Source organism: Micromonospora sp. NPDC002411 (genome assembly GCF_053592955.1).
Map to the genome: position 1 here is coordinate 1 of NZ_JBSFBM010000097.1, position 20,278 is coordinate 20,278.

The following is a 20,278-nucleotide window of genomic DNA, read 5'->3' on the forward strand; positions in this document are numbered from 1 at the left end:
CCGGGGCGAATCGGTCGGGTCCACACCGAGCAGCGGCAGGACGAGCAGCGCCGCGTCGAGATCCAGGGAGCCGTAGGTGCGGATGTAGCTTCCCACCGTCGGGTCGAAGCCGCGCGTGCGGACCTCGGCGGCGATGGCATCCCGGGCTTCCTGCCAGCGTCGACGTTGACGCTCTGGCAGGGGGTGCGTGTTTGCGATGGCCAGGGCGCGGTCCAGGGCGAGCCAGCCCATGAGCTTGGAGTGGACGTGTTGGGCGGGCTCCCGTACCTCCCAGATACCGGCGTCGGGCTGCCTCCAACAGTCGGCGACCACGTCGGCGAAGCCGCGTACCGCCCGCCACGTCTCGGCGTAGAGGCGGTGTCCGGCCTGGGCGAACGCCCAGGCGGCGTCGATCACCCAGCCGTACCCGTCGAGCTGGTGCTGGCGGACGGCGTCGTTGCCCATCCGCACCGGCAGGCTGTCGAGGTAGCCGGGCCAACCGGGCAGTTCCCGTTCCGCCGGCACGTGCCGGCCATGCACTGTGAGCAGCGCCGGCAGGCGTGGCCGTTGCAACCGGCTGGCGTGCAGCAGCCACGCGAGGAAACCGCGGGCCTCGTCGGACTTGCCGACGCTGAGGAAGGCGCTGACGCCGATGCTGGCGTCACGGGGCCAGACATAGCGGTAGTCCCAGTTTCGTACCCCACCAGGGTCCTCCGGCAGGGACGTGGTCGGCGCGGCCACCGGCGCTCCCGAGGGCGAGTAGGTCAGCAACCGCAAGGTGAGCAGGCTTCGTACGACGTGTTCCCGGAACGGCAGCCGCTCGTCGATCTCCGCGGCCCAGGCCCGCCACCGAGCCTCGTCCTCCGCAAGCAGGTCCCAGGCGGCCGTCGGCTCGACGTGGATCACCGGCTCGCGGTGGGCCACGGCCAGTACGAGGGTGACCGGACGGCCCGGCGTGACCGTGATCGAGATGGGCCGACCCGGTTCACATCTGAACGTGGGCGTGCTGTTCAGCGCGACCGCGAGCGCACCCCACTCACAGACGAGGCCTTGGCTCCGGTGCTGCGCTCGGGGCCGGCGATGCCGTACGCCGAGGCGAGGATCGAACTCCACCACCGCGTCGACGGCCGCCTGCTCCGCCGACAGCCGTCGCACGATCAGCGTCGTGGGCAGCAGGCGACCGCTGACCTCGGCCACCATCCCCTCCGTGAGGGTCAGCCGGCCGCCGCCCACCGCCCAGGTGGTCTCCAGGGTCGCGGTGTGCGGTCGGTACCGCCGTTCGACGACAGTGGCCGGCACGGTCGGGCCGACCCGGAATGTTCCGGCATCCGGGCCCCCGACCAGTCGGCCGAACAGGGGATCGCCGTCGAAGCGCGGTACGCAGAACCAGTCCATAGCGCCGTCACTCGCCACCAGGGCGGCGGTGCGCGTGTCGCCCAGCAGCCCGTAGTCGCTGATCGGTGGCACACCGGTCATGGGGATCGCTCCACGACGAGCCGGGCTGGCGGCCAGCAGGTCACCTGGCTTGCAGGAGCAGCCCAAGACAGACCCCGTAGACGAGGTGCACGACAGCCGTGACCAGCGGGGTCTGGATGCCGTAGTTGAGCGCGAACAGCCCGGGCGGCTCCAACACCGCCGTGCTGGCCGGCCCCGCCCGTTGCGAGGCCATGCGCGGGTGGACACCAGGGAGCAGCGGCAGAATCACCGTCAGCGCGATCCCGACGTGCACGATCCCGAGCAGCGCCCCGATCCACCAGTTCGCGCGGTGCAACAGCGCGAACGTGGCCGCGTACCCCAGGGCGAAACCCTGACCGGTGCAGAGGTGGAGGAAGAACCCGACGACCCGGGCCCGGTCGGGGTCCCCGCTGACGAAGGTCCCGAGCACCAGGGGAAGGTCGAGCCGGGTGAGGCCGGCCAGCTGGGCGGTGATCATCGCCGCGGTGAGCGCCGCGGTGGCGACCAACCCGAACACCGCCCATCCAGCCCAGTCCATCTCAGCAGTCGTCGACGTCGCGGGCGTTCGCGGTCATCGGTCATCCTCCGGCTGAACAGCGTGAATCCCACGGCCCGGACCGGACACCCGCCCATTGGGTGTCCGGTTCCTCACCATATGCCACTGGAGCTGTCGCGCTGACCTGCTCGCCCCAGAGATCCCTTGACGAGTTGACAGCAGGTGGCGAGCGGTGGCGGGCTGCCGAGCCCAATCAGTTGTCGGCCGAGGTTGCCTCAGATGGCCGTCTCGTAGACCGTCTCCACCGGGCGGATCACCTTGACCATGGAGGCGAGGTACTCCCGCGTCTCGGGATCGGTCGAGTAGAGGATCGTTCCCTTCATCCCGCGCGTGAGCAGGACCTTGTAGGTGTTACGAATCAGCAGATCCGCTTCGGCGTCGCTGACCGACTTGCGACTGCGGAACGCGGGATCCTTCGACTCCTCGCGGCGGGTCACCAGTTGGCCGTCCCTGGCAACCAGGTCCGGACCGATGATGACGCCAGACCAGTCGTACTCGAAGCCCTGTGCCGTATAGACGCAGCCCACCTGGCCGAAACCGTTCGGGTCGGTGGCCCAGAACGCGCTGCCTGGCGCATCTCCGACGCTGCGGTCGCTCTTGACGTTCCATGGTCGTGACCACGCGCCGATTCGGACGTCCGCCACCAGGCTGTCGTCCGGGCGCGGATCGCTCCAAGGCCAGCAGTACCCGGCGGACATCCTGGCGGTCACATCAGGTGCCTGCTTGCCGGCGAGGAAGGCTTCCATCTCCTCCGGCGACTCCGCGAGACGTAGGTCGATCTTGCCGTCGCCGGTCCAGACCGTCGGCTCGTCGCCGTCGAGACCGAGCAGGTCGACGACCCATCCCTCGTACGTCTCGCTGCCGCCGCAGCGAAATTGGCCGTGCAACGACACGAGCTCGACGTCAAGTTTAAGCTGCTTCGCGTACGACGAGATGACGTCGACGTTGCCCAACTCGCCCGGCTTCACGACCTGGTGCTCGTCGAGCAGGAAGACGGGCACCCGAGCCGCTCCGATGAGTTCGTCGATCTGTGACCGGGGCTCTGCCCGCCGGGCTTTCGGCGTGAACCGGTTGACGGAGGTCTCCCGGATGCGGTGGGCCTCGTCGCAGATCAGGACGTCCAGCCCGTTGCGTTCGGCGGACATGAAGCTGTTGAAGTAACCAAAAAGGTTCTTCAGCCGGGTCGACCCCTTGCCGGCGTACCGACGCAACGTCTGGGTGAACGACCGTGAGCCCGTCGCGTGCATGACGGACCGGTTCTGGCGCGCCAACTCACCGAGCACCGATAGCGCAATGACGCTCTTGCCGCTGCCCGGTCCGCCCGAGACGACCACGACCGACTTGCGGTCCGCCGACCGCGCCCTCTCCACGGCGTGCAACACCAACTCGTACGCCACGCGCTGCTCATCGAGCAGCGTGAAGCGCGACCGGTCTTTGAGCTCCTCGGCGGCGTACCGCAGCAGGTGTCGGCTGGGCCGAACCGAGCTGGTGAGGAAACGGTCAGCCGCGCCAGCGCCCGAGGTCGGGGCAAGGTGCGTACGGAGATAGTCGAGGAACTGGCCTCGCCGCTGCTTGGTGAAGATCCGGCTCTGTTCGGTCGCCTGGCGATCGAACAGGTCGTTGATGTCGCGATCGTTCGCGTTGTGCAGGTACGCGGCGCCGCGTACCGGATTCCGTTGCTCGGCGAGGACGCCGAGAAAGTCTGTCAGGTATTCGCAGTACAACTCGACCTGGACGCCAGGGTGAAGCCGCGGGCCACGCGCGTGCTCCACCGCCACGAGAGTGTCAGAACCCTCGTGGGACTCGGCATAGGACCACTGCTTCAACTCCACGACGATGTAGGAATCGTCAGACGTCCGGGGGTCCACACCGGCAAGCACCACATCAACCCGCTTGCTGGTCAGCGGCAACTGATACTCGACCAGCATCTCCACCTGGCCCAAGCCTGCGTCAGCGAGATCGTGCCCCAGCACTGCGAGGCTGTGCGACCAGGAACGACGTTCTGCCGGGCTCACGTTGCGACCGATCTGCTCCACGATCCGGTCTTCGAGTGTGCCGCTGGCAACCAGACGCAGCAGACCGTCGGCCGATGTACGGAACGCTGACAACACTTGCCCCCGGGCAGCACGAAGTGATCGTGCGCATGGGGGGCGTGTCCGGCAGCCGCCGGAAGCCCGTCGTGACGCGCTCCTACGTGATGGACTGTAGCGAAGAGATCAACTCAGCGCCATGGTGACGCTGCCAGCGGTTATCGCTTCGCCGCTGACCCGCGAGCCTGGTCGACCGGGTAGCGACGAGCCACCTCCTCGAGTTTGGTCGACGCCGCCTCGACCAGGTCGATGCCGAGGACATCGGCGAGCCGGGTCAGATAGATCATCACGTCGCCGATCTCGGCCTTGACCCGGTCGCCGGCCTTCCTGTCGGACATGACGGCTGCGGCCTGCTCGGGTGTGAGCCACTGGAATTCGGCGATCAGTTCACCGACCTCACCGGCGAGAGCCATGGCCAGGTTCTTGGGCGTGTGGAACTGTTGCCAGTCCCGCTCTTCGGCAAACGCCCGTACGCGGCCCGTCAGGTCATCCATGGGTGGGAGCATCCCAGATGTCAGGTAGCAACCTGCGCTGCTCCTACTTGTCGGAGAGGTCGTCCGAGTTCACGGCGGCTATGAACGTGAGCCAGGCGCGGTGCTCGAAGCGAATAGCCGGCCCGTCAATATGCTTGGAATCGCGTACGACGACCAGGTCGGGGAGGTTGGTGGCGACCTCGACGCAGTTGCCGCCGTTGTCACCGCTGCGGGTGCTCTTGCGCCAGACGGCGCCGGTCAGGTCAGTCATGCCGCATCTCCCCGGCGATTCGCTTGATCATGTCTCTTGAGTCTGCCTGATCGAGGGCGAGGGCATCCAGACCCTTCCAGACGTCTTCATAGGCCCTAAGCTCGTCTGGCTTGTCGAGGTAGAGCGCCCCGGTCAGCGATTCGCTGTAGACGACCGACGGTTCCGGGGCGGCCCGGCCGCCCTTCGTGGCCGGGAAGTCCAAGAGCACGAAGGATCCTGCGACGGCACCGGGATGCGGCCCTGCCGCGAGCGGCACAACACGGACCGAGACCTTGGGTAACTCCGATGCTTCGAGCAGGCGAGCGAGTTGCTCACTCATCACCTTAGGGCCGCCGACGACACGGCGTAGCACCGCTTCCGAGAGAACGGCGTCCAGGTGCGGTGGCTGTGGAAGCCGACGAGTGAGCAGGGTCTGACGCTTCAGCCGCACCTCGACAGCCCGCTCACGCTCCTCAATGCTCAGCCGGCTTGTGGGTCGGAACAAACCCAATGCGTAGGCGCGGGTCTGCAGCAGCCCGGGGATGAGGTTCTCGCCGTATTCGCGCAGGTGGGCGGCGGCAGACTCCAGGCCGACGTACAGCTCGAACCAGTTCGGCACCGCATCCCCGTACGCGTGCCACCAGCCCTTTGACTTCGTCTCGGCGGCGAGCCCTCGCATCGCCTCAGTCATTTCGGGCGACACCCCGTACAGCTCGCACATCGCCTTGACGTCGAGCACCCGAACCGAGCCCTGGCCGCATTCGAGGCGCCAGATCTTCTGCCGGCTGTATTCGAGGGCTTCGGCGGCGGCGTCGAGGGTCACCCCGGCCTCGTTGCGGAACTGCCGCAGCAGTCGGCCGAGTTGCCGGCGTGGAACAGTCGATCCAATGTCTTCGGGCATCCGCACACTCCCTGGTTCCATCGCGCAACACTGCGTGACCTGCTCCTGCAACTCCTACGGGTTTCAGTAAAGAAAGTCAATGCACAACGGGGAAATTGCGGTTTAGAACGTTGCGTTTCCACTGCGGACTGTCGCAGGCTGATCACAGCACGGCGGCCGGCCGGTCCCCTCGAACGGCCGCCGCGCTTCCCCGAACCCCCTCGCCACTCCGTATCCGGGAAGGCAGGCAGACATGAACGCCAGAAACCAGCGACCAGGCCCGTCGAGCGGCGGTGCGACGTACCGCTCCGCCACGTACACCAGTCTGTTGCCGTGGCAGGTGCGTGAGCGCCGCTTCGCGCCGACCGGGCTCGGGCGTCGCGGGTTGAACCCCGACGACGTGTACGCCTTCCTCGACCGGGTCGCCGTCGACATGGCAGCCGTCTACGCCGCCCTTGCCGAGAGCCGCCGAGAGACTGCCCGGATCAAGGACGGGCTGCGCCGCTGGCAGACCGATCAGGCCCGCGCCCGCAACGAGCGGGACCAGGTCCAATGAGCCAGCGGTACGTCATCCACCTGCCCGTCGTCGCCACCGACCTGCCCGCCGCGCAACGCCTGGCCCGGGTCATCGGCCGGTGGATGTTGGTGCTGCCGATGGCGGACCCGGGGGAGACCACCGTCTCCGAGGAGGACCGGCAGTTCCTCCGCCACCGGGTCTTTTGCGACCTGCGGCTGCCTGGCGGCCGGCGCTGCCTCCTGCGCGACGGCCACGACGGCAACTGCTCTCGCCGCCTGCGCCGGTGACCGAACCAGGCCTCGGACAACTCAGCAAAGCCGACTTCGGCGCGCTCAGGAAGTGCAATTCCGCTGGTGGCGACATCGATAAGGCCAAGGCCGCCATGGCCCGAAACCCGTTCCTGACCGAGGCTGTGCAGGCGCGGGCCCTCGACGTGTTTCGCCACCACAAAAGCTACCGGGGGTAGACGTCCTGTACCAGATCCACTTCGAGGAAGAGTTGCCAGCGGACGCGCTGCGCCGGCACCTGCAGCAGGTTTACGGCATCGCCCCCGACGCCGTGTACGTCGGTCGGATCGAGGACCGGACGGACGATCCACGTCCGGTAGCCATGTTCACCCCGCCCGACGAGGATGAGGGATTCGGTTGGATTCTCACCGGTGACACCGAAATCGCCGACGCCACCGGACGGAACGAGCGTGATCTCGCCGTCAGCCTGGCGCATACCTTCGGGGTGCGGACCCTGGTCGACGACGGCAGCATCTATCCCGACCGGTGGCTGCTGGTCAGTGCCGACGGGAGCAGCGGACGAGTCATGACCGATGAGGACGCCGCTGCCGATGGCGATCTCCGGGTCGTGCACGCCCTCGAGTCGATCTCGGGTGAACCGCAGCTCGCCGTGGTGCCACCGCCGGAGTGGGCGCGCGGCTAGCAGACCGTCGTACGGCCGGGGCCCTCTCCGCCGGTCGGTTGACCGCTAGGCTGGCCCCCCACGGTCTCCCCACCTGGAGAAACGCCCATGTCCGACAGCGTCTTCGCGCAGTTCACCGCCGACGACGACCAGCTCGAAGTCGGGCTGCTCGTGCAGCCGGCGATCAACGCCGCCCTGGTGCACAACCGGGTGCCGTTGGTCCGTCACCTCACCCTCGTGAACCGCGGCGCGGTGCCGCTGACCGACGTGACGCTGACGCTGGAACTGCGAGGCCCCGACGGCGCGCTGACCGAGCCGTGGACGCGCACCCTGGCCGCGCCGTTGCGTCCCGGCGCGAGCACGAGCTGGGACGACTTCCGGGACTTCACGCCCGACCGGGTGCTGCTGTACCGCACCGACGAGGCGTTCCCTGTCGACTACCGCCTCATCGTCGAGACAGCCGACAACGACGTGACGTTGGTCGCCCCGTCGCGAGTGTTGGCGCACAACGAGTGGTTCAACAGCCCTGCCCTGTACGACAGCCTGGCGGCCTTCGTACAGCCGAACACCCGGGCGGTGGAGGCGGTCCTGCGGGCTGCCGCGCAGCTCCTGCTGGCGCGGACCGGCTCCGGCTCGTTGCAGGGCTACCAGGAGGGTTCGGAGCGGGCGGCGTTGATCGCCGGCGCCGTGTACGAGGCGCTGCGCCAACTGGAGATCACCTACCAGACCCTGCCGGCGTCGTTCGAGAACACCGGCCAGAAGGTACGCACGACAGCCGCCGTCCTGGACGGGCGACTCGGTAACTGCCTCGACCTGTCCGTCACGTACGCCGCCTGTCTGGAGGCGGCGGGGCTGCACCCGCTCATCTTCGTCAGCGCGGGGCATGCCTTCGGTGGCTTCCTGCTGGAGGAGGAGCGGCTGGGCTCGGCAGCGGTGACCGAGACCAACCTGCTGATCTCGATGGTGGACTCCGGCCGGGCCGTACCGGTCGAGCTGACCCGTATCGGGCCGGGCGCGCAGTCGGCGACCTTCACCGAGTCGGTACGCGTCGGGCTCGGGCACTTCCGTGGCGACGGCGAGCGCATGCAGGGCGTCGTCGATGTGCACCTGGCGCACCGCTCGGGCATCCAGCCCCTGCCGTCAGCCGACGAGCTGGCCACCGCGCCACTGCTCAAAAAAGAAGCGACCGCCGATGCAGAAGCATCCCTCGACCTCCCGCCCGGCGTGGCCGCCGCGAAGCTGCGTCAGCTGGCCGACGACGGCGACGAGGTGGCGCAGCAGTCCGACGGATCGCCGGCCCGGATCCAGCAGTGGAAGAAGTCGCTGCTCGACCTGAGCCTGCGCAACCCGCTGCTCAACCTGCCCAAGCGCGGCCGTGGCCTGGACCTGCACGTGCCGGCGGGTGCGCTGGCCCTGCTCGACGACCTCATCCACGACGGTCGTCAGGTGCAGGTCATCCCGCAGGACGACATCAGCCACGTCCACGAGTTGGCCGGGGCGCGCCGGGCGCAGGACCTCGACGCCGAGATCCTCACCCGGGAGCTGCGGACCGATCGCCGGGTCTACGGCGCGGTCACCGACGCCCGGTACAAGACGGCGATGCGGGCGTTGCAGCGCGAGGCGCGCACGATGGAACAGGAGACCGGCAGCAACTACCTCTATCTGACCATCGGCACCCTGGTGCACACCAAGACGACTGGGGGAGAGGCGTACGCGCCGCTGTTCCTCCTGCCTGTACGCATCGAGGGTGGCAGCGGCCGTCGCCCGTACGCGATGGTCATCGACGGCACCGAGGTCGCCAGCCCGAACTACTGCCTGATCGAGTGGTTGCGGGTCAAGCACAGCGTGCGGATCCCGGAGTTGGAACAGCCGGTCCTCGACGAGCACGGCATCGACATCGCGAAGACCCTGGCCGCGATCAACACGGGGTTGCTCGACAACCGGCTCAACTACCGCATCGACGAGACTGCCAGCCTTCGGCTGCTGCAGTTCTCCACCTTCCAGATGTGGCGGGACCTCACCGACCACTGGCCCCGGTTCATGGAGAACCCGGTCGTCCGGCACCTGGTCGAGTCCTCCGGTGCCACGTTCGACGACCCGGCCCGCCCCGACGACGCCGAGGTCCTGGTCGACGAGGCGGACCTGCACCTGCCGATTCCCGCTGACGGCTCGCAGATGCAGGCCATCGTGCGCGCCGAGCGCGGCCACTCCTTCGTCCTGGAGGGCCCGCCCGGCACCGGCAAGTCGCAGACCATCACCAACATGATCGCCCAAGCGGTCAGCACGGGCCGGTCGGTGCTCTTCGTCGCCGAGAAGCAGGCCGCGCTGGAGGTGGTGAAGCGCCGACTCAAGCAGATCGGCCTCGGGCCGTTCGCGCTGGACCTGCACGGGCGTAAGCAGTCCCTCAACGCGATCCGCCAGCAGCTGCGTGACGCCCTCGACCAGTACGACCAGGGCGGCGACGGCACGTGGACGGCTGTCGAGACGGCTTACCGGACGCGGCTCGCCCCGCTGACCGAGTACCCGGCCCAGGTGCACACCACGAACCCCGTCGGGATGTCGCTCTGGTCGGCCTACGAGCAGACCTTGGCGTACGGGGACGGCCCGGTCGCCCCGATCCCGGTGGCCTACTTGCACGCACCGGCCGAGGCGCGCGCGCAGGTCGAGACGACACTGCGGGAGTTCCCGGCCGCCGCCCGGTCGGCCCGACTCCGGGCGGCGCACCCGTGGGCGCTCAGCGGTTGCCGCACCCTCGACGGCTTGCACGGCGCGGCGGTCACCGAGATCGCCGGTGAGCTGGAACGTCTCCGTGCCGACCTCGCCGCGTACCCCCGCCTGGTCGAGGTGCTGCGGACGCTGCCCGCCCCGGAGACCGTCAGTGAGTTGCAGGCGGGCGCCTGGCTCGCCGTACGCGGACTGCTGCCGGACCGGGCGACCACAGTGCACGCGAGCGATCGGCGCTGGGACGAGGCGATGGCCCGGCTCCAGGCGGACCTGGCGGCCTTCCGGCAGGGCTTCGCCGGTGAGCTGGCGACCTTCCGGCCGGACGTGTTCGCCCGACCGGAGCTGACCACCTGGCACGGTGAGGCCCAGGAGGCGGCGAAGCGGTTGTTCGGCAAGCGCAAGCGCCGACAGGCCATCGCGGACCGGTTGGCAGTGCATGTGGTCGCCGGTGCCACGCTCGACGTGGATCAGATCGAGGTGCTCACCGGCCGGCTGGTCGCTGCCCAGGCACAGGCCGCCGCGCTCCACCACCACCTGCTGGCACTCGGTGGGCTGCGGCTGCCGCAGTGGCTGCCCACTGACCCGCACGCGCAGGAGCGGCTGACGGAGGCCGTCGAGGCGACCCGGGTCAGCCGGACGCTGCTGAGCCAGCATCCGCAGGCCTGGGAGCTGTTCCAGAGCGGGTTCACCGACGTTGGGGCGGCCCTGCTCGACAGGTTCGCCTCGCGGTGGCGGGCCTGGCGCGGGGTGCTGCGCTCCGGCGGGCCGGAGCTGACGCTGTGGGCCGCCGGTTCGCACTGGGTCGACGCCTGGCAGCGCGACGGCGCCGTCTGGCTGCAGGAGTTGCGGGCCGAGGAACTGTTCCCGCTGCGCCGATGGGCGACCGTCCTCACCCACGCCGACGTGCTGGCCTCGGCCGGCCTCACCGACTACCGGGACCAACTGCTGCGCGCCGAGGTGTCCGCGCAGGTCGCGGAGGAGGTCTACCGGCGGGGAGTCGCGACCGCGTCGCTCGCCGAGCGGGTACGCGCCGGCGGCCTGCAGTATTTCGACAGCGAGCTGCACGACGATCAGATCAGCCAGTTCGAGGCCGCTGCCGGTGAGCTACGGTCCGCGCTGCCGACGCAGCTGCCGTCGGTGCTGGTCCGGCGCCGCCCGTTCAGCCCGACCGACAGGCGTGGCCGCTTCGCCGATTTCGCGGCTGAGCTTCGCCGCAAGCGGGGCGGGCGGTCCTTCCGGGAGTTGTTCGAGCAGTACCCGGACGCGGTGCTGGCGTTGACCCCGTGCGTGCTGGTCAGCCCGGCGTCGGCGGCGAACTTCCTGGCGCCGGGGAGTCAACGCTTCGACCTGGTCATCTTCGACGAGGCCTCCCAGATCCGCGTGGCCGAGGCGATCGGCGCGATGGGTCGGGGCAGCGCCGTGGTGGTGGTCGGCGACTCCCGGCAGATGCCGCCGAGCAGCATCATGCAGGCCAGCCACACCGTCGACGAGGTCGAGGACGGCAACGGCCCGGTGCCGGAGGACCTGGAGAGCATCCTCAGCGAGGCCGTCGAGTCGGGGTTGCCGCAACGCTGGCTGTCCTGGCACTACCGCAGTCACGACGAGTCCCTGATCGCCTTCTCGAACCGCTACTACTACGACAACAAGCTCTCCAGCCTCCCGTCGCCCGGCGCCTCCAGCGCGGCGGGCATCAGTTGGCGACGTGTCGACGGCCAGTACGACCGGGGCGGATCCCGGACCAACGAGGTCGAGGCGCGGGCCATCCTCGCCGACATCACCCGGCGGTTGCACGACCCGGCTACCGCCCACCACTCCGTCGGCGTGGTCACCTTCAACATCCAGCAGCGGGATCTCATCCTCAACCTGCTGGAGGAGAGCGCCGATCCGATCATCCGCGAGCACCTCTCCGGTGCGGTCGCGGAACCGATCTTTGTCAAGAACCTGGAGAACGTGCAGGGCGACGAGCGGGACGTCGTCCTGTTCTCGCTGGCCTTCTCCACCAACCTGGAGACCGGCCAGCTCCCGCTGAACTTCGGCCCGCTCAGCCAGGCCGGCGGGGAGCGGCGGCTCAACGTGGCCATCACCCGCGCCCGCCGCCAGGTCGTCCTCTACTCGTCCTTCGACCCGTCCGACATCGACCTCGCCCGTACGTCCGCGTTGGGCACGCAGCACCTGCGGGCGTACTGCGAGATGGCCGCCGCAGGCGCGGACCGTCTGGGTGACCTGGCCACCGACCGCACCGAGCGGCGCAGCCGGATCCGCGATGAGGTGGCCGTGGCACTGCGCGACCGCGGCCACGAGGTCCGTACCTCGCACGGCCTGTCCGACTTCACAGTGGACATCGCCGTACGCAAAGAAGGCTCACCACGCTGGCAGGTGGCCGTCATGCTCGACGGCCCGGACTGGAGCGCACGCCCGACGGTGGCCGACCGGGACTCGGCACCCGCGCTGCTCTGCTCGATCATGGGTTGGCCGGAGGTCGTGCGGTTCTGGCTGCCGGCGTGGATCCACGACCGGTCGGCCATGCTCGACCGGGTCGACGAAGCGGTCGTCCGAGCCGAGGCCCTCGCGATCGTCGAACCGGAGCCCGAGCCGTCGGCGGTCGCACCTGGCATCGAGCTGCCGCAGCCACGTTCCGTGACAGACGGGGAGCCGCAGTTTCCGACACCGGCCGCCGAGGCGCCACAGCCGCGCCGCACGGTGGAGGAAGAACCCTTCCCGGGCATCTCGTCGGCCCCCGTCACCGCACTCGCCGCCGCGACCACCGCGCCGGCAACGACAGAGGACACCGTCACGGCAAGCCCGTTCGTTCCGTACGTCCCGACCTCGCTGGGAGACCAGGCCGACCTCGACGTGCTGGCAACCGACCGGCGCGTACGTGATCTCGTGCGGAACGGGCTCCGCGAGATCATCGAGAGTGAGGGGCCCATCGAGCAGCACCGGCTCGCACGCCTCGCCCTCGCCCGGTTCGGCTTCCTCCGCACCCGTGAGGACCGTCGTACCGCGGTGCTCGCGCTCGTGGACTCCCGCCAGCTGCACACACACCCGACGCTGGGCCGGTACGCCTGGCCCGATGGTGTCGACCCGCAGACGTACCGGGCGTACCGGGTCACCCAGGCGAGCAACGACCGGGCGTTCGAGGAGGTGCCACCCGAGGAGGTGGCCAACGCCTTCGTACACGTGCTGCAGGGCGCGTCGAGCATGGACGAGGAGCGGCTGTTGCGCGCCGGCCTGGAGCGGCTCGGCTACCGCCGACGCACCGAGAAAATCGACAAGCTGCTCCGGTACGGGCTGCACGTCGCCGTGACCAGCGGTCGCCTCCGCTTCGACGCGGAGGGTCGCCTCACCCGCGGCTGACGATCGATCTCCATGTCGTCGCCGTGCGAAGGCCGAGTGACCCGCTGCTCCGACGCAACCCCTCGCAGGTCGATTCGTTGGTGCGACGAGGGGTGGACTGAGGAGGACGATGACGGCGGGACCTGGTGCCAAGCTGCTGCGCCCGCCGACGAGTTCGGGCCGAGCCACGTTCCTGGAGCTGTTCTTCGACCTGGCCTTCGTGGTGGCCCTCACCCAGGTCTCGCGACGGTTCGCCGAGCTGGGCGACGAAACCGGCTGGGCGCTCGTGAGCGGGTTCGGTCGTACCCTGCTGCTCTTCCTGGCGCTCTGGCTGATCTGGTCGCACACGGCGTGGATCACCAGCCGCTACGAGCCGGAGCGGTCGATCATCCAGGCCGTCGTGGTCGGCACCATGTTCGCCGGCCTGGTCATGGCGGTGACGCTGCCCCGTGGGATGGAGGAGCGGGCGCTGCCGTTCGTGGTCGCGTACCTGTCGGTCATGGTGGTGCGGCCGTTGGTGATCGCCGCCGCGTTGCGTGGCCATCCGCGACGGCTGGTGCCCTTCCGGCTCGCCATCTGGGCTGCGGCGAGCGCACCGCTCTGGCTGGCCGGCGCCCTGGGCCCGGACCGACTTCTCCCGGCGTGGTGGGCTGTCGCTCTCGGCGTCGACTACCTCGCCTGGATTCTGGGCTGGCCGCTGCCGAAGCTCGGGGCCTCGGAGGTGAGCCGTTGGCGGATCGCCGGGACGCATCTCGCCGACCGTTATCAGCAGATGATTCTCATCGCCCTCGGTGAGTCGATCCTGCTCATCGGCATCGTCTTCGGGGGCGCTGACTACTCCGCCGAGCGGGCGGCGGCCTTCGTCGTCGCGTTCGTCACCAGCGCGCTGCTCTGGCGAATCTACTTCTACCGTGCCGGTCTGCTGCTGACCGATGCGTTGAGTCGCGCGGGTATGCCCGGCAGGTTGGGCACGGCGTCGGAACGTACGCATCTGCTGATCGTGCTCAGCGTGCTCGTCACCGCTGTCGGTTACGAGCTGGTGATCGACCATCCGTACGGGTCGCCGCGGCCGAGTTGGCTCCTGTTCGTGGTGGGCGGTCCGGCGCTCTTCCTCGTCGCCCGGATGCGGCTGGAGTACGAGATCTTCGGCCGGGTCTCCCGAGCCCTGGTGATCGGCCTGGCGGCTCTGCTGCTGCTCACACCGGCGCTGTTCCGCTGGAGGTCGATGGTCTCGCTGTCCGTGGTGGCCGGTGTGTTGGCCCTGGTCGCGCTGCTCGACGCGCTGCGAAGTCGGGGCCGTCCGCTGGACGTGCCCGCCCCACCGGTCGGGCGGGAGCCGTCCGACCGGGACGACTCCGAGGCGTGAGCACGCGGCTCAGCGGTCGGTTTCGGCCGACTGGCGCTCGGTGTTGATCCGGAGGAGCCCTTCCACCCCGTGGAGGAAGGTCTCGGACACCAGGGTGGGGTTGAACAGGCATCCGGCGGCCATGGCGCCGTCGCGGAGCATGACGAAGTGCCGCGCGGCGGGGTCAGCCGTCTCCTCGTGGACCTGCGCCATCAGCATGGTGAGCGTGTCCAGGAACCACTGCCGGTGGGCGATGATCTCCTGGTGCACGGGATGACCGGTGTCGGGATACTCCGCCGCGGCGTTCAGGAAGGCGCATCCGCGGAACGCGGGCGACTGGACGTTCTGGGCGATGGCGCCGGCGATGCCGAGGAGTGAGTCGACCGGCGCGGGGTTGGCGGCGATCGCCGCTTCGACCAGTCCACGCTCCAGGACGTGGACTTCCCGCAGGTACGCCAGGATGAGGTCGTCCTTGCTGGGGAAGTGCCGGTAGAACGTGGCCCGGGTCACCTGTGCCTCGGCGATGATCCGGTCGACGCCGACGGAATGGATCCCCTCGGCGTAGAAGAGCCTGGTCGCCGTGTTGAGGAGCCGGAGTCGCGCTGCAGAGGGCCGGGTGTCGGGTTCGGTGCGCGCCATACCCACCAGCATAGCGGATAGAACGGTCAGTCCAGCCAGGCTGTGACCGGTAGAGCGCGGGGAGAACGTTCGGTCTGGACGAAATGCGAGAGCGCGGGGCTACGGCTGCTGGAGACGCACGGCCGCTGACCGCGAAAACTCGGCGATCATGGAGTTGTGGTGGGTGGCGAAGCGCCTATACAACGTCAAGTCGGGCACCACAACTCCATGATCGACTTTGGGGGCGAACGTACCATTTCGCCATGGCACTGGACCCGGGGATGCGGTTTGGTCGGCGGGCGGTGCTGCTGGCCGCTGGCGGGTCGCTGGTGGCGTGCTCGCGGCAGCCCGAGGGGAGCGAGGTCCACCTGCGACTGGCGACCGGGCCGGCGGGAGCGGTCTACCGGCGCATCGGCGGCGCGTTGGCCGACCACATCTCCGAGCAGGTGCCGGGCGCGACGGTGACCACGGTGCCGAGCGGGGCGTCCACCGACAACATCCGGATGCTGCGGGCCGGCGACGTGCACCTCGGGCTGACCAGCCTGGACGCGTTGATCGAGGCCGACGGCAGCGCGCCCCGGGGGCTGTCGGCGATCTGCCGGCTCTACGACAGTCACCTGCATCTCGTGGTGATGGCCGGTTCGGCGATCGACGAGTTCCAGGACCTCGAAGGCAGGCGTCTGTCCCTCGGTGCGCACGACTCGGGCACGGAGTTCACATCGCTGCGCGTTCTGCGGCTCGGCCCGGTGAACGTCGACCGCAGGCATCTCAGCCAGGCCGAATCGGCGGCGGCGTTGCGCGACGGTTCGATCGACGCGATGTTCTCCCTGACCGGTGTCCCGACACCCGCCATCACCGAGCTGGCGCAGCGGCACCCCATCCGGCTGATCCCGTTGGACGTGCAGGCGGGCGGGCTGTTCACGGCGTACCCGGGTCCCTACGCCCCGGCGATGATCCACGCGACTGCCTACGCCGGTGTCCCGGCCACCCGTACCGTCGCCGTACCGAACGTGCTGCTCGCGCGCGACGACCTGCCCGACGACCTGGTCTACGCCATCACCGACACGGTCTTCACGCACACCGGCGCGATCACCTCCGCCGGCCGCGACGACGCCGAAACCCTTCCCGAGGCGTGGCAGATCAACGTGCGTACCGGAATATCGACCGCGTCGGTTCCGCTCCACCCGGGCGCGGCGGCCTGGTTCCGCGACCGGAAGCGGTGATCCGGGACCGCGACCGGATCGTCAGATCGGCGCCGACGCCGGAGCGTCGGCCGGCGACACCACCTGGGGTACGACCGGCAACATCACCACTGCGGCGAGGCCGTGCCCGGAGCCGTCCGGCCGCGGCAGGCCGTCCTCCAGGCGCAGCGTGCCCCCGGCCGCCCCGATCAGGTCGGCGCAGATCGCCAACCCGAGGCCGGTGCCGGACACGTTCTGATGTCGCGGCGACCGCCAGAAGCGTCGTAGCGCCTGGGCCCGCTCGGACACGTCGATGCCCTGACCGTCGTCGCGGACGACGACCGTGACCACGGCGCCGACGCGGTCCCCGACGCCGACGTGACCGGGGACGACCTGTGCGGACACCTCCACGACCCGTGCGTCGGACAGCCGCAGCGCGTTGCTGATCAGCTCGTCCAGGATGCTGCCCAGGCCGCCCGGCGGCTCCAGCAACCGCAAGCCCGGCGGTACGTCGACAGTGAGCGTCTGTCCGGCTGTGGCCGTCAGCGCCCGCCACCTGTCGACCCGCGTCGCCAGCACCTCGTCGAGGTCCACCGGCGACGCGGTCCGCATGCTCTCCATCCGCGCGCTGGCCTGCAACGAGTTCAGCATCCGCTGCATCGCCTTCAGTTCGTCGACGGCGACGTCGTACACCTGCTGGCCGTCACCCTCCGGTCGCAGGTGCGGCGCGAGGCTCCCCACCGCGAGCCGGAGGCTGGTCAACGGATTGCGTAACTGGTGCGACGCGTCGGACACGAACGCGCGCTGTCGCTGCGCGGCGTTCTCGACGGCGTCCATCATGGTGTTGAACGACTGCGCCAGCCGCCGCAGCTCGATCGGCCCGGCCTCGGCGTCGGCGCGGATCGTCAGGTCGCCTTCGGAGATCCGTGAGGTCGCCGCGTCCAGTTTGCGTACCGGCCGCAGGACCCACGCCGACACCGGCCAGGCGACGGCCGCCAGCGCGATCAACGGCAGCAGCCCGAGCCCGGCCAGCCAGGCCCAGCGTACGAGAATGAGCTCGCGCGTTCTGGACAGGTCGGAGATCGTCACGACGGCGCCGATGACCTCGCTGTCCCGGCCCACCGGCTCCGCCACGACGAGGGCGGAGTCGTCCCACGGAGCCCATTCCCAGGACGGCTCGGACCGGGCACCGGCCAGTGCAGCGGTGACGATCCGGGGCAACGCCGGCTCGGTGCGCGCCGCCTCCTCGTAGGCGTCGAGGGGCCCGAGGAGCACAGTGCCCGACGTGTCGATCAGCGCGACGGGGATGCCGTAGAGATCGTGGTACCGCGTCAGTTCCTGCTGCAACGCCTCGGTTCGGCCGGTGGACAGCGCTGCCTCGGCCAACGAGGCGAACCGGCCGACGTCGTTGAGCCGGTTGACGTAGGTCTCCTGCATCTCCCGTTCGGCCACGGTGACGCTGAGCGGCACCCCGAGCGCCGCGACGAGAAGCACCGCGAGGGGGACCAGGACGACCAGCAGGCGGCGGTGCACGGCGCGTCAGCCGATCAACTCCGGCTGGTCGGCGAGGAGCCGATAGCCGACGCCGTGGACCGTGCGGATGACCACTCCCGGCCCGAGCTTGTGCCGCAGTGCCGCGATGTGGGTGTCCAGGGTACGGCTCGACGACTCCCAGGTCGCACCCCAGATCTGGTCGAGGATGACGTCGCGACTGACCACGTTGGGCGCACGCCGCGCCAGGAGCAGGAGCAACTCGAACTCCTTGCGGGTCAGCGGCACGGGGGCGCCGTCGACGGTGACCTCGCGGGTGCCGACGCAGATCCGCACCGGCCCGAGGACGAGCGGCGCGTCCGGCCGACCGTGCGCCCGGGCGGCCCGGGTGCGTCGCAGCACGGCATCGATGCGGGCCAGCAACTCCGGGATGCCGAACGGCTTGACGATGTAGTCGTCGGCGCCGGCGCGCAGGCCACGGACCCGCTCGTGCTCCTCCGACCGTGCGGTCACCGCGATGACGGCGGTCTGCGGGTGGTCACGCAACCTGCGGATCACGTCGAGCCCGTCGCCGTCGGGAAGACCAAGGTCGACGAGGACCACGTCGGACGGCGCGGCGCGCACCGCCTCCGCGGCGGTGGCGACCCGGTGGACCTCGAAGCCCGCCTGGGTCAGCACGGTCACCAGGCCCCGCGCCACGCGGTCGTCATCCTCGATGACGGTTATCCGCATACCAGCGGATTCTACGGCCCGGGGCGGTGCTCGTGCGGTCCGCGAGTTCTTGGGATTTCTCTGACACCATCCGTGCCCCGACCAGCAGAGACTGGGGTCCTCGCATCCACCGAGGAATGTCCATGCGCTGATGGGGAGGGCCGCCGTATGGGAACGACCAGCAGGTACCGGGCCGCCGGACGGATGACCGCCGCGATCAGCGTCGTCGCGCTCGTGGCGGCCTGCTCCGGTAACGGAGGCGCCGCCGGCGGAGGCGACGCCGCAGGTTACCCGGACCAGAACATCACCATCGTCGTACCGTTCAGCGCCGGCGGGCCGACGGACACGGTCACCCGCATGATCGCCGAGCCGATGGCCGCGAAGCTCGGCGGCAAGATCGTCGTCCAGAACGTCGAGGGTGCCGGCGGCACTGTCGGCGCTGGCGACGTCGCGCGGGCCAGGCCGGACGGTTACACAGTGCTCATGCACCACATCGGCATGTCGACAGCGCCCGCCCTGTACAAGAGCCTGGGCTACAAGCCTCTGGAGGACTTCGAGACGGTCGGTCTCGTCACCGAGGTGCCGATGACGATCGTCGCCCGTAAGGACTTCGCGCCCGCGACGCTTCCTGACCTCGTCGCCCACGTGAAGGCGAACGCCAGCAAGGTCACGCTGGCCAACGCGGGTATCGGGGCCGCCTCCCACCTGTGCGGCCTGCTGTTCCAGAACGCCACGGGCGTGAAGCTCCAGGAGGTCCCGTACCAGGGCACCGGTCCCGCGCTGACCGACCTCGTCGGCGGTCAGGTCGACTTCATGTGCGACCAGACGACAAACACCAGCGGTCAGATCGCCGCGGGGAAGGTGAAGGCGTACGCGGTCACCACACCCGAGCGGGTGAAGAGCCTTCCCGACCTGCCCACCACCACCGAGGCCGGGTTGCCGCAGCTGAAGGTCAGCGTGTGGCACGGTCTCTACGTTCCGGCCGACACGCCGCCGGAGATCGTCCAGAAGCTGTCCGAGGCGCTCAAGGTGGCGCTGGCCGACCAGGCGGTCATCGACCAGATGGCCAAGCTCGGCACCGCGCCGGTCCCGGCCCAGGACGCGACACCGGACGCGCACCGGGCGAAGCTCGACGAGCAGCTGGGCACCTGGGCGAAGATCATTGCCGACGCCGGGGTCAAGGTGTCCTAGGTGCAGCGCCATCGGTCGTTCCCGGACGTCCTCGCCGGGGGCATGTTCGTCCTGATCGGTGGCGCATTCGTGGTGGGGGCGCTCGGCTACGAGCTGGGCACCCCGACACGGATGGGCCCGGGTGCCTTCCCGTTGCTGGTGGGCGCGGCAGTGGTCGCGCTGGGCCTGGCGATCGTCGGCAAGGGCCTCGTCGCCGGTGAGGTGATCTCGTTCGGACCGGTCCCGTGGCGGGCCGTCGCCGTCATCGTGCTCGCGGTCCTGTTCTTCGGATTCACCATCCGGCGCCTCGGATTCGTCCCGACGACGGCGGTGACCGCCCTGCTCACCACGCTGGCCAGCACACGAGTGCGGCTGCTCACGGCGGTGGCCGTGGCCGCCGGGTTGACAGTGGCCAGCACGCTCATCTTCGTCGTCGGACTCCAGCTGCGGATCCCCCTGTGGGGCCCGTGGTTGGTGTTCTGACGCGGCATCTGGATTGAGGCATGGAACTCCTCGACAACCTCGCGCTGGGCTTCTCGACGGCCCTCCTGGTCCAGAACGTCCTCTACTGCTTCGTGGGAGTGCTGCTCGGC

18 protein-coding genes are annotated in these 20,278 nt (G+C 69.5%); 8 read left to right on the forward strand and 10 right to left on the reverse strand.

Translation table 11 applies throughout. The features are described 5' to 3' along the window. The 6 genes from ACWCO3_RS14190 to ACWCO3_RS14215 form a co-directional block, all read right to left on the reverse strand. Positions 1-1,455 (reverse strand): glycoside hydrolase family 15 protein (locus ACWCO3_RS14190; RefSeq protein ID WP_450010225.1); only part of this gene is annotated, 1,455 nt, incomplete at its 3' end. A gap of 40 nt (positions 1,456-1,495) precedes the next feature. Next, positions 1,496-1,972, reverse strand: coding sequence for a hypothetical protein (locus ACWCO3_RS14195; protein WP_450010227.1), 477 nt, complete (start codon positions 1,970-1,972; stop codon positions 1,496-1,498). A 233-nt stretch (positions 1,973-2,205) separates the two neighbouring features. Continuing rightward, entirely contained in the window at positions 2,206-3,918 is a 1,713-nt protein-coding gene (locus ACWCO3_RS14200; protein ID WP_450010250.1) for a DNA/RNA helicase domain-containing protein, read from the reverse strand. 320 nt (positions 3,919-4,238) lie between these two features. Further along, entirely contained in the window at positions 4,239-4,574 is a 336-nt protein-coding gene (locus ACWCO3_RS14205) for a nucleotide pyrophosphohydrolase (protein WP_450010229.1), read from the reverse strand. A gap of 43 nt (positions 4,575-4,617) precedes the next feature. Then, entirely contained in the window at positions 4,618-4,824 is a 207-nt protein-coding gene (locus tag ACWCO3_RS14210) for a DUF397 domain-containing protein (protein WP_450010231.1), read from the reverse strand. Next, positions 4,817-5,704: a helix-turn-helix domain-containing protein gene (locus ACWCO3_RS14215; RefSeq protein WP_450010233.1), complete on the reverse strand. Its 888-nt coding sequence runs from the start codon at positions 5,702-5,704 to the stop codon at positions 4,817-4,819. The genes ACWCO3_RS14210 and ACWCO3_RS14215 overlap by 8 nt, the downstream gene beginning before the upstream one ends. Before the next feature lie 232 nt (positions 5,705-5,936). On the opposite strand from ACWCO3_RS14215, the gene ACWCO3_RS14220 reads away from it, so the two are divergent. The 3 genes from ACWCO3_RS14220 to ACWCO3_RS14230 are packed head-to-tail and all read left to right on the forward strand — an operon-like array spanning position 5,937 to position 6,666. Continuing rightward, positions 5,937-6,239 (forward strand): DivIVA domain-containing protein, encoded by a 303-nt coding sequence (locus ACWCO3_RS14220; protein ID WP_450010235.1) that lies wholly within the window; start codon positions 5,937-5,939, stop codon positions 6,237-6,239. Beyond that, the gene (locus ACWCO3_RS14225; RefSeq protein WP_357937043.1) at positions 6,236-6,487 is read left to right on the forward strand and encodes a hypothetical protein; all 252 of its coding nucleotides are present in this window, start codon (positions 6,236-6,238) and stop codon (positions 6,485-6,487) included. The genes ACWCO3_RS14220 and ACWCO3_RS14225 overlap by 4 nt, the downstream gene beginning before the upstream one ends. Next, a complete protein-coding gene (locus ACWCO3_RS14230; RefSeq protein WP_450010237.1) occupies positions 6,484-6,666 on the forward strand; it encodes a hypothetical protein in 183 nt (60 codons plus the stop codon). The genes ACWCO3_RS14225 and ACWCO3_RS14230 overlap by 4 nt, the downstream gene beginning before the upstream one ends. Here ACWCO3_RS14230 and ACWCO3_RS14235 read toward each other — a convergent pair. Beyond that, positions 6,654-7,061, reverse strand: coding sequence for a hypothetical protein (locus tag ACWCO3_RS14235; protein ID WP_450010239.1), 408 nt, complete (start codon positions 7,059-7,061; stop codon positions 6,654-6,656). The two genes, ACWCO3_RS14230 and ACWCO3_RS14235, sit on opposite strands and share 13 nt — an antisense overlap. Positions 7,062-7,217: 156 nt before the next feature. Here ACWCO3_RS14235 and ACWCO3_RS14240 point away from each other — a divergent pair, with 156 nt between their 5' ends. Continuing rightward, complete coding sequence (locus tag ACWCO3_RS14240; RefSeq protein ID WP_450010241.1) at positions 7,218-13,190, forward strand: DUF4011 domain-containing protein; 5,973 nt, start codon at positions 7,218-7,220, stop codon at positions 13,188-13,190. A 109-nt stretch (positions 13,191-13,299) separates the two neighbouring features. After that, the gene (locus tag ACWCO3_RS14245) at positions 13,300-14,535 is read left to right on the forward strand and encodes a low temperature requirement protein A (protein WP_145780672.1); all 1,236 of its coding nucleotides are present in this window, start codon (positions 13,300-13,302) and stop codon (positions 14,533-14,535) included. A 9-nt stretch (positions 14,536-14,544) separates the two neighbouring features. On the opposite strand, the gene ACWCO3_RS14250 is transcribed toward ACWCO3_RS14245, so the two are convergent. Beyond that, positions 14,545-15,153 carry a TetR/AcrR family transcriptional regulator gene (locus ACWCO3_RS14250; protein WP_358167584.1) on the reverse strand — a complete coding sequence of 203 codons (609 nt, stop codon included), beginning with the start codon at positions 15,151-15,153 and terminating at the stop codon, positions 14,545-14,547. A gap of 242 nt (positions 15,154-15,395) precedes the next feature. Here ACWCO3_RS14250 and ACWCO3_RS14255 point away from each other — a divergent pair, with 242 nt between their 5' ends. Continuing rightward, a complete protein-coding gene (locus ACWCO3_RS14255; RefSeq protein ID WP_450010244.1) occupies positions 15,396-16,355 on the forward strand; it encodes a TAXI family TRAP transporter solute-binding subunit in 960 nt (319 codons plus the stop codon). 21 nt (positions 16,356-16,376) lie between these two features. On the opposite strand, the gene ACWCO3_RS14260 is transcribed toward ACWCO3_RS14255, so the two are convergent. Beyond that, positions 16,377-17,846, reverse strand: coding sequence for an ATP-binding protein (locus ACWCO3_RS14260; protein ID WP_450010246.1), 1,470 nt, complete (start codon positions 17,844-17,846; stop codon positions 16,377-16,379). A gap of 6 nt (positions 17,847-17,852) precedes the next feature. Further along, a complete protein-coding gene (locus tag ACWCO3_RS14265) occupies positions 17,853-18,536 on the reverse strand; it encodes a response regulator transcription factor (protein WP_145780678.1) in 684 nt (227 codons plus the stop codon). A 147-nt stretch (positions 18,537-18,683) separates the two neighbouring features. Here ACWCO3_RS14265 and ACWCO3_RS14270 point away from each other — a divergent pair, with 147 nt between their 5' ends. Next, complete coding sequence (locus tag ACWCO3_RS14270; protein WP_450010248.1) at positions 18,684-19,706, forward strand: tripartite tricarboxylate transporter substrate-binding protein; 1,023 nt, start codon at positions 18,684-18,686, stop codon at positions 19,704-19,706. Then, positions 19,707-20,168, forward strand: a complete 462-nt coding sequence (locus ACWCO3_RS14275) for a tripartite tricarboxylate transporter TctB family protein (RefSeq protein WP_208745002.1) — start codon at positions 19,707-19,709, stop codon at positions 20,166-20,168. It begins immediately after the preceding gene. The last annotated feature ends 110 nt before the right edge of the window (positions 20,169-20,278 follow it).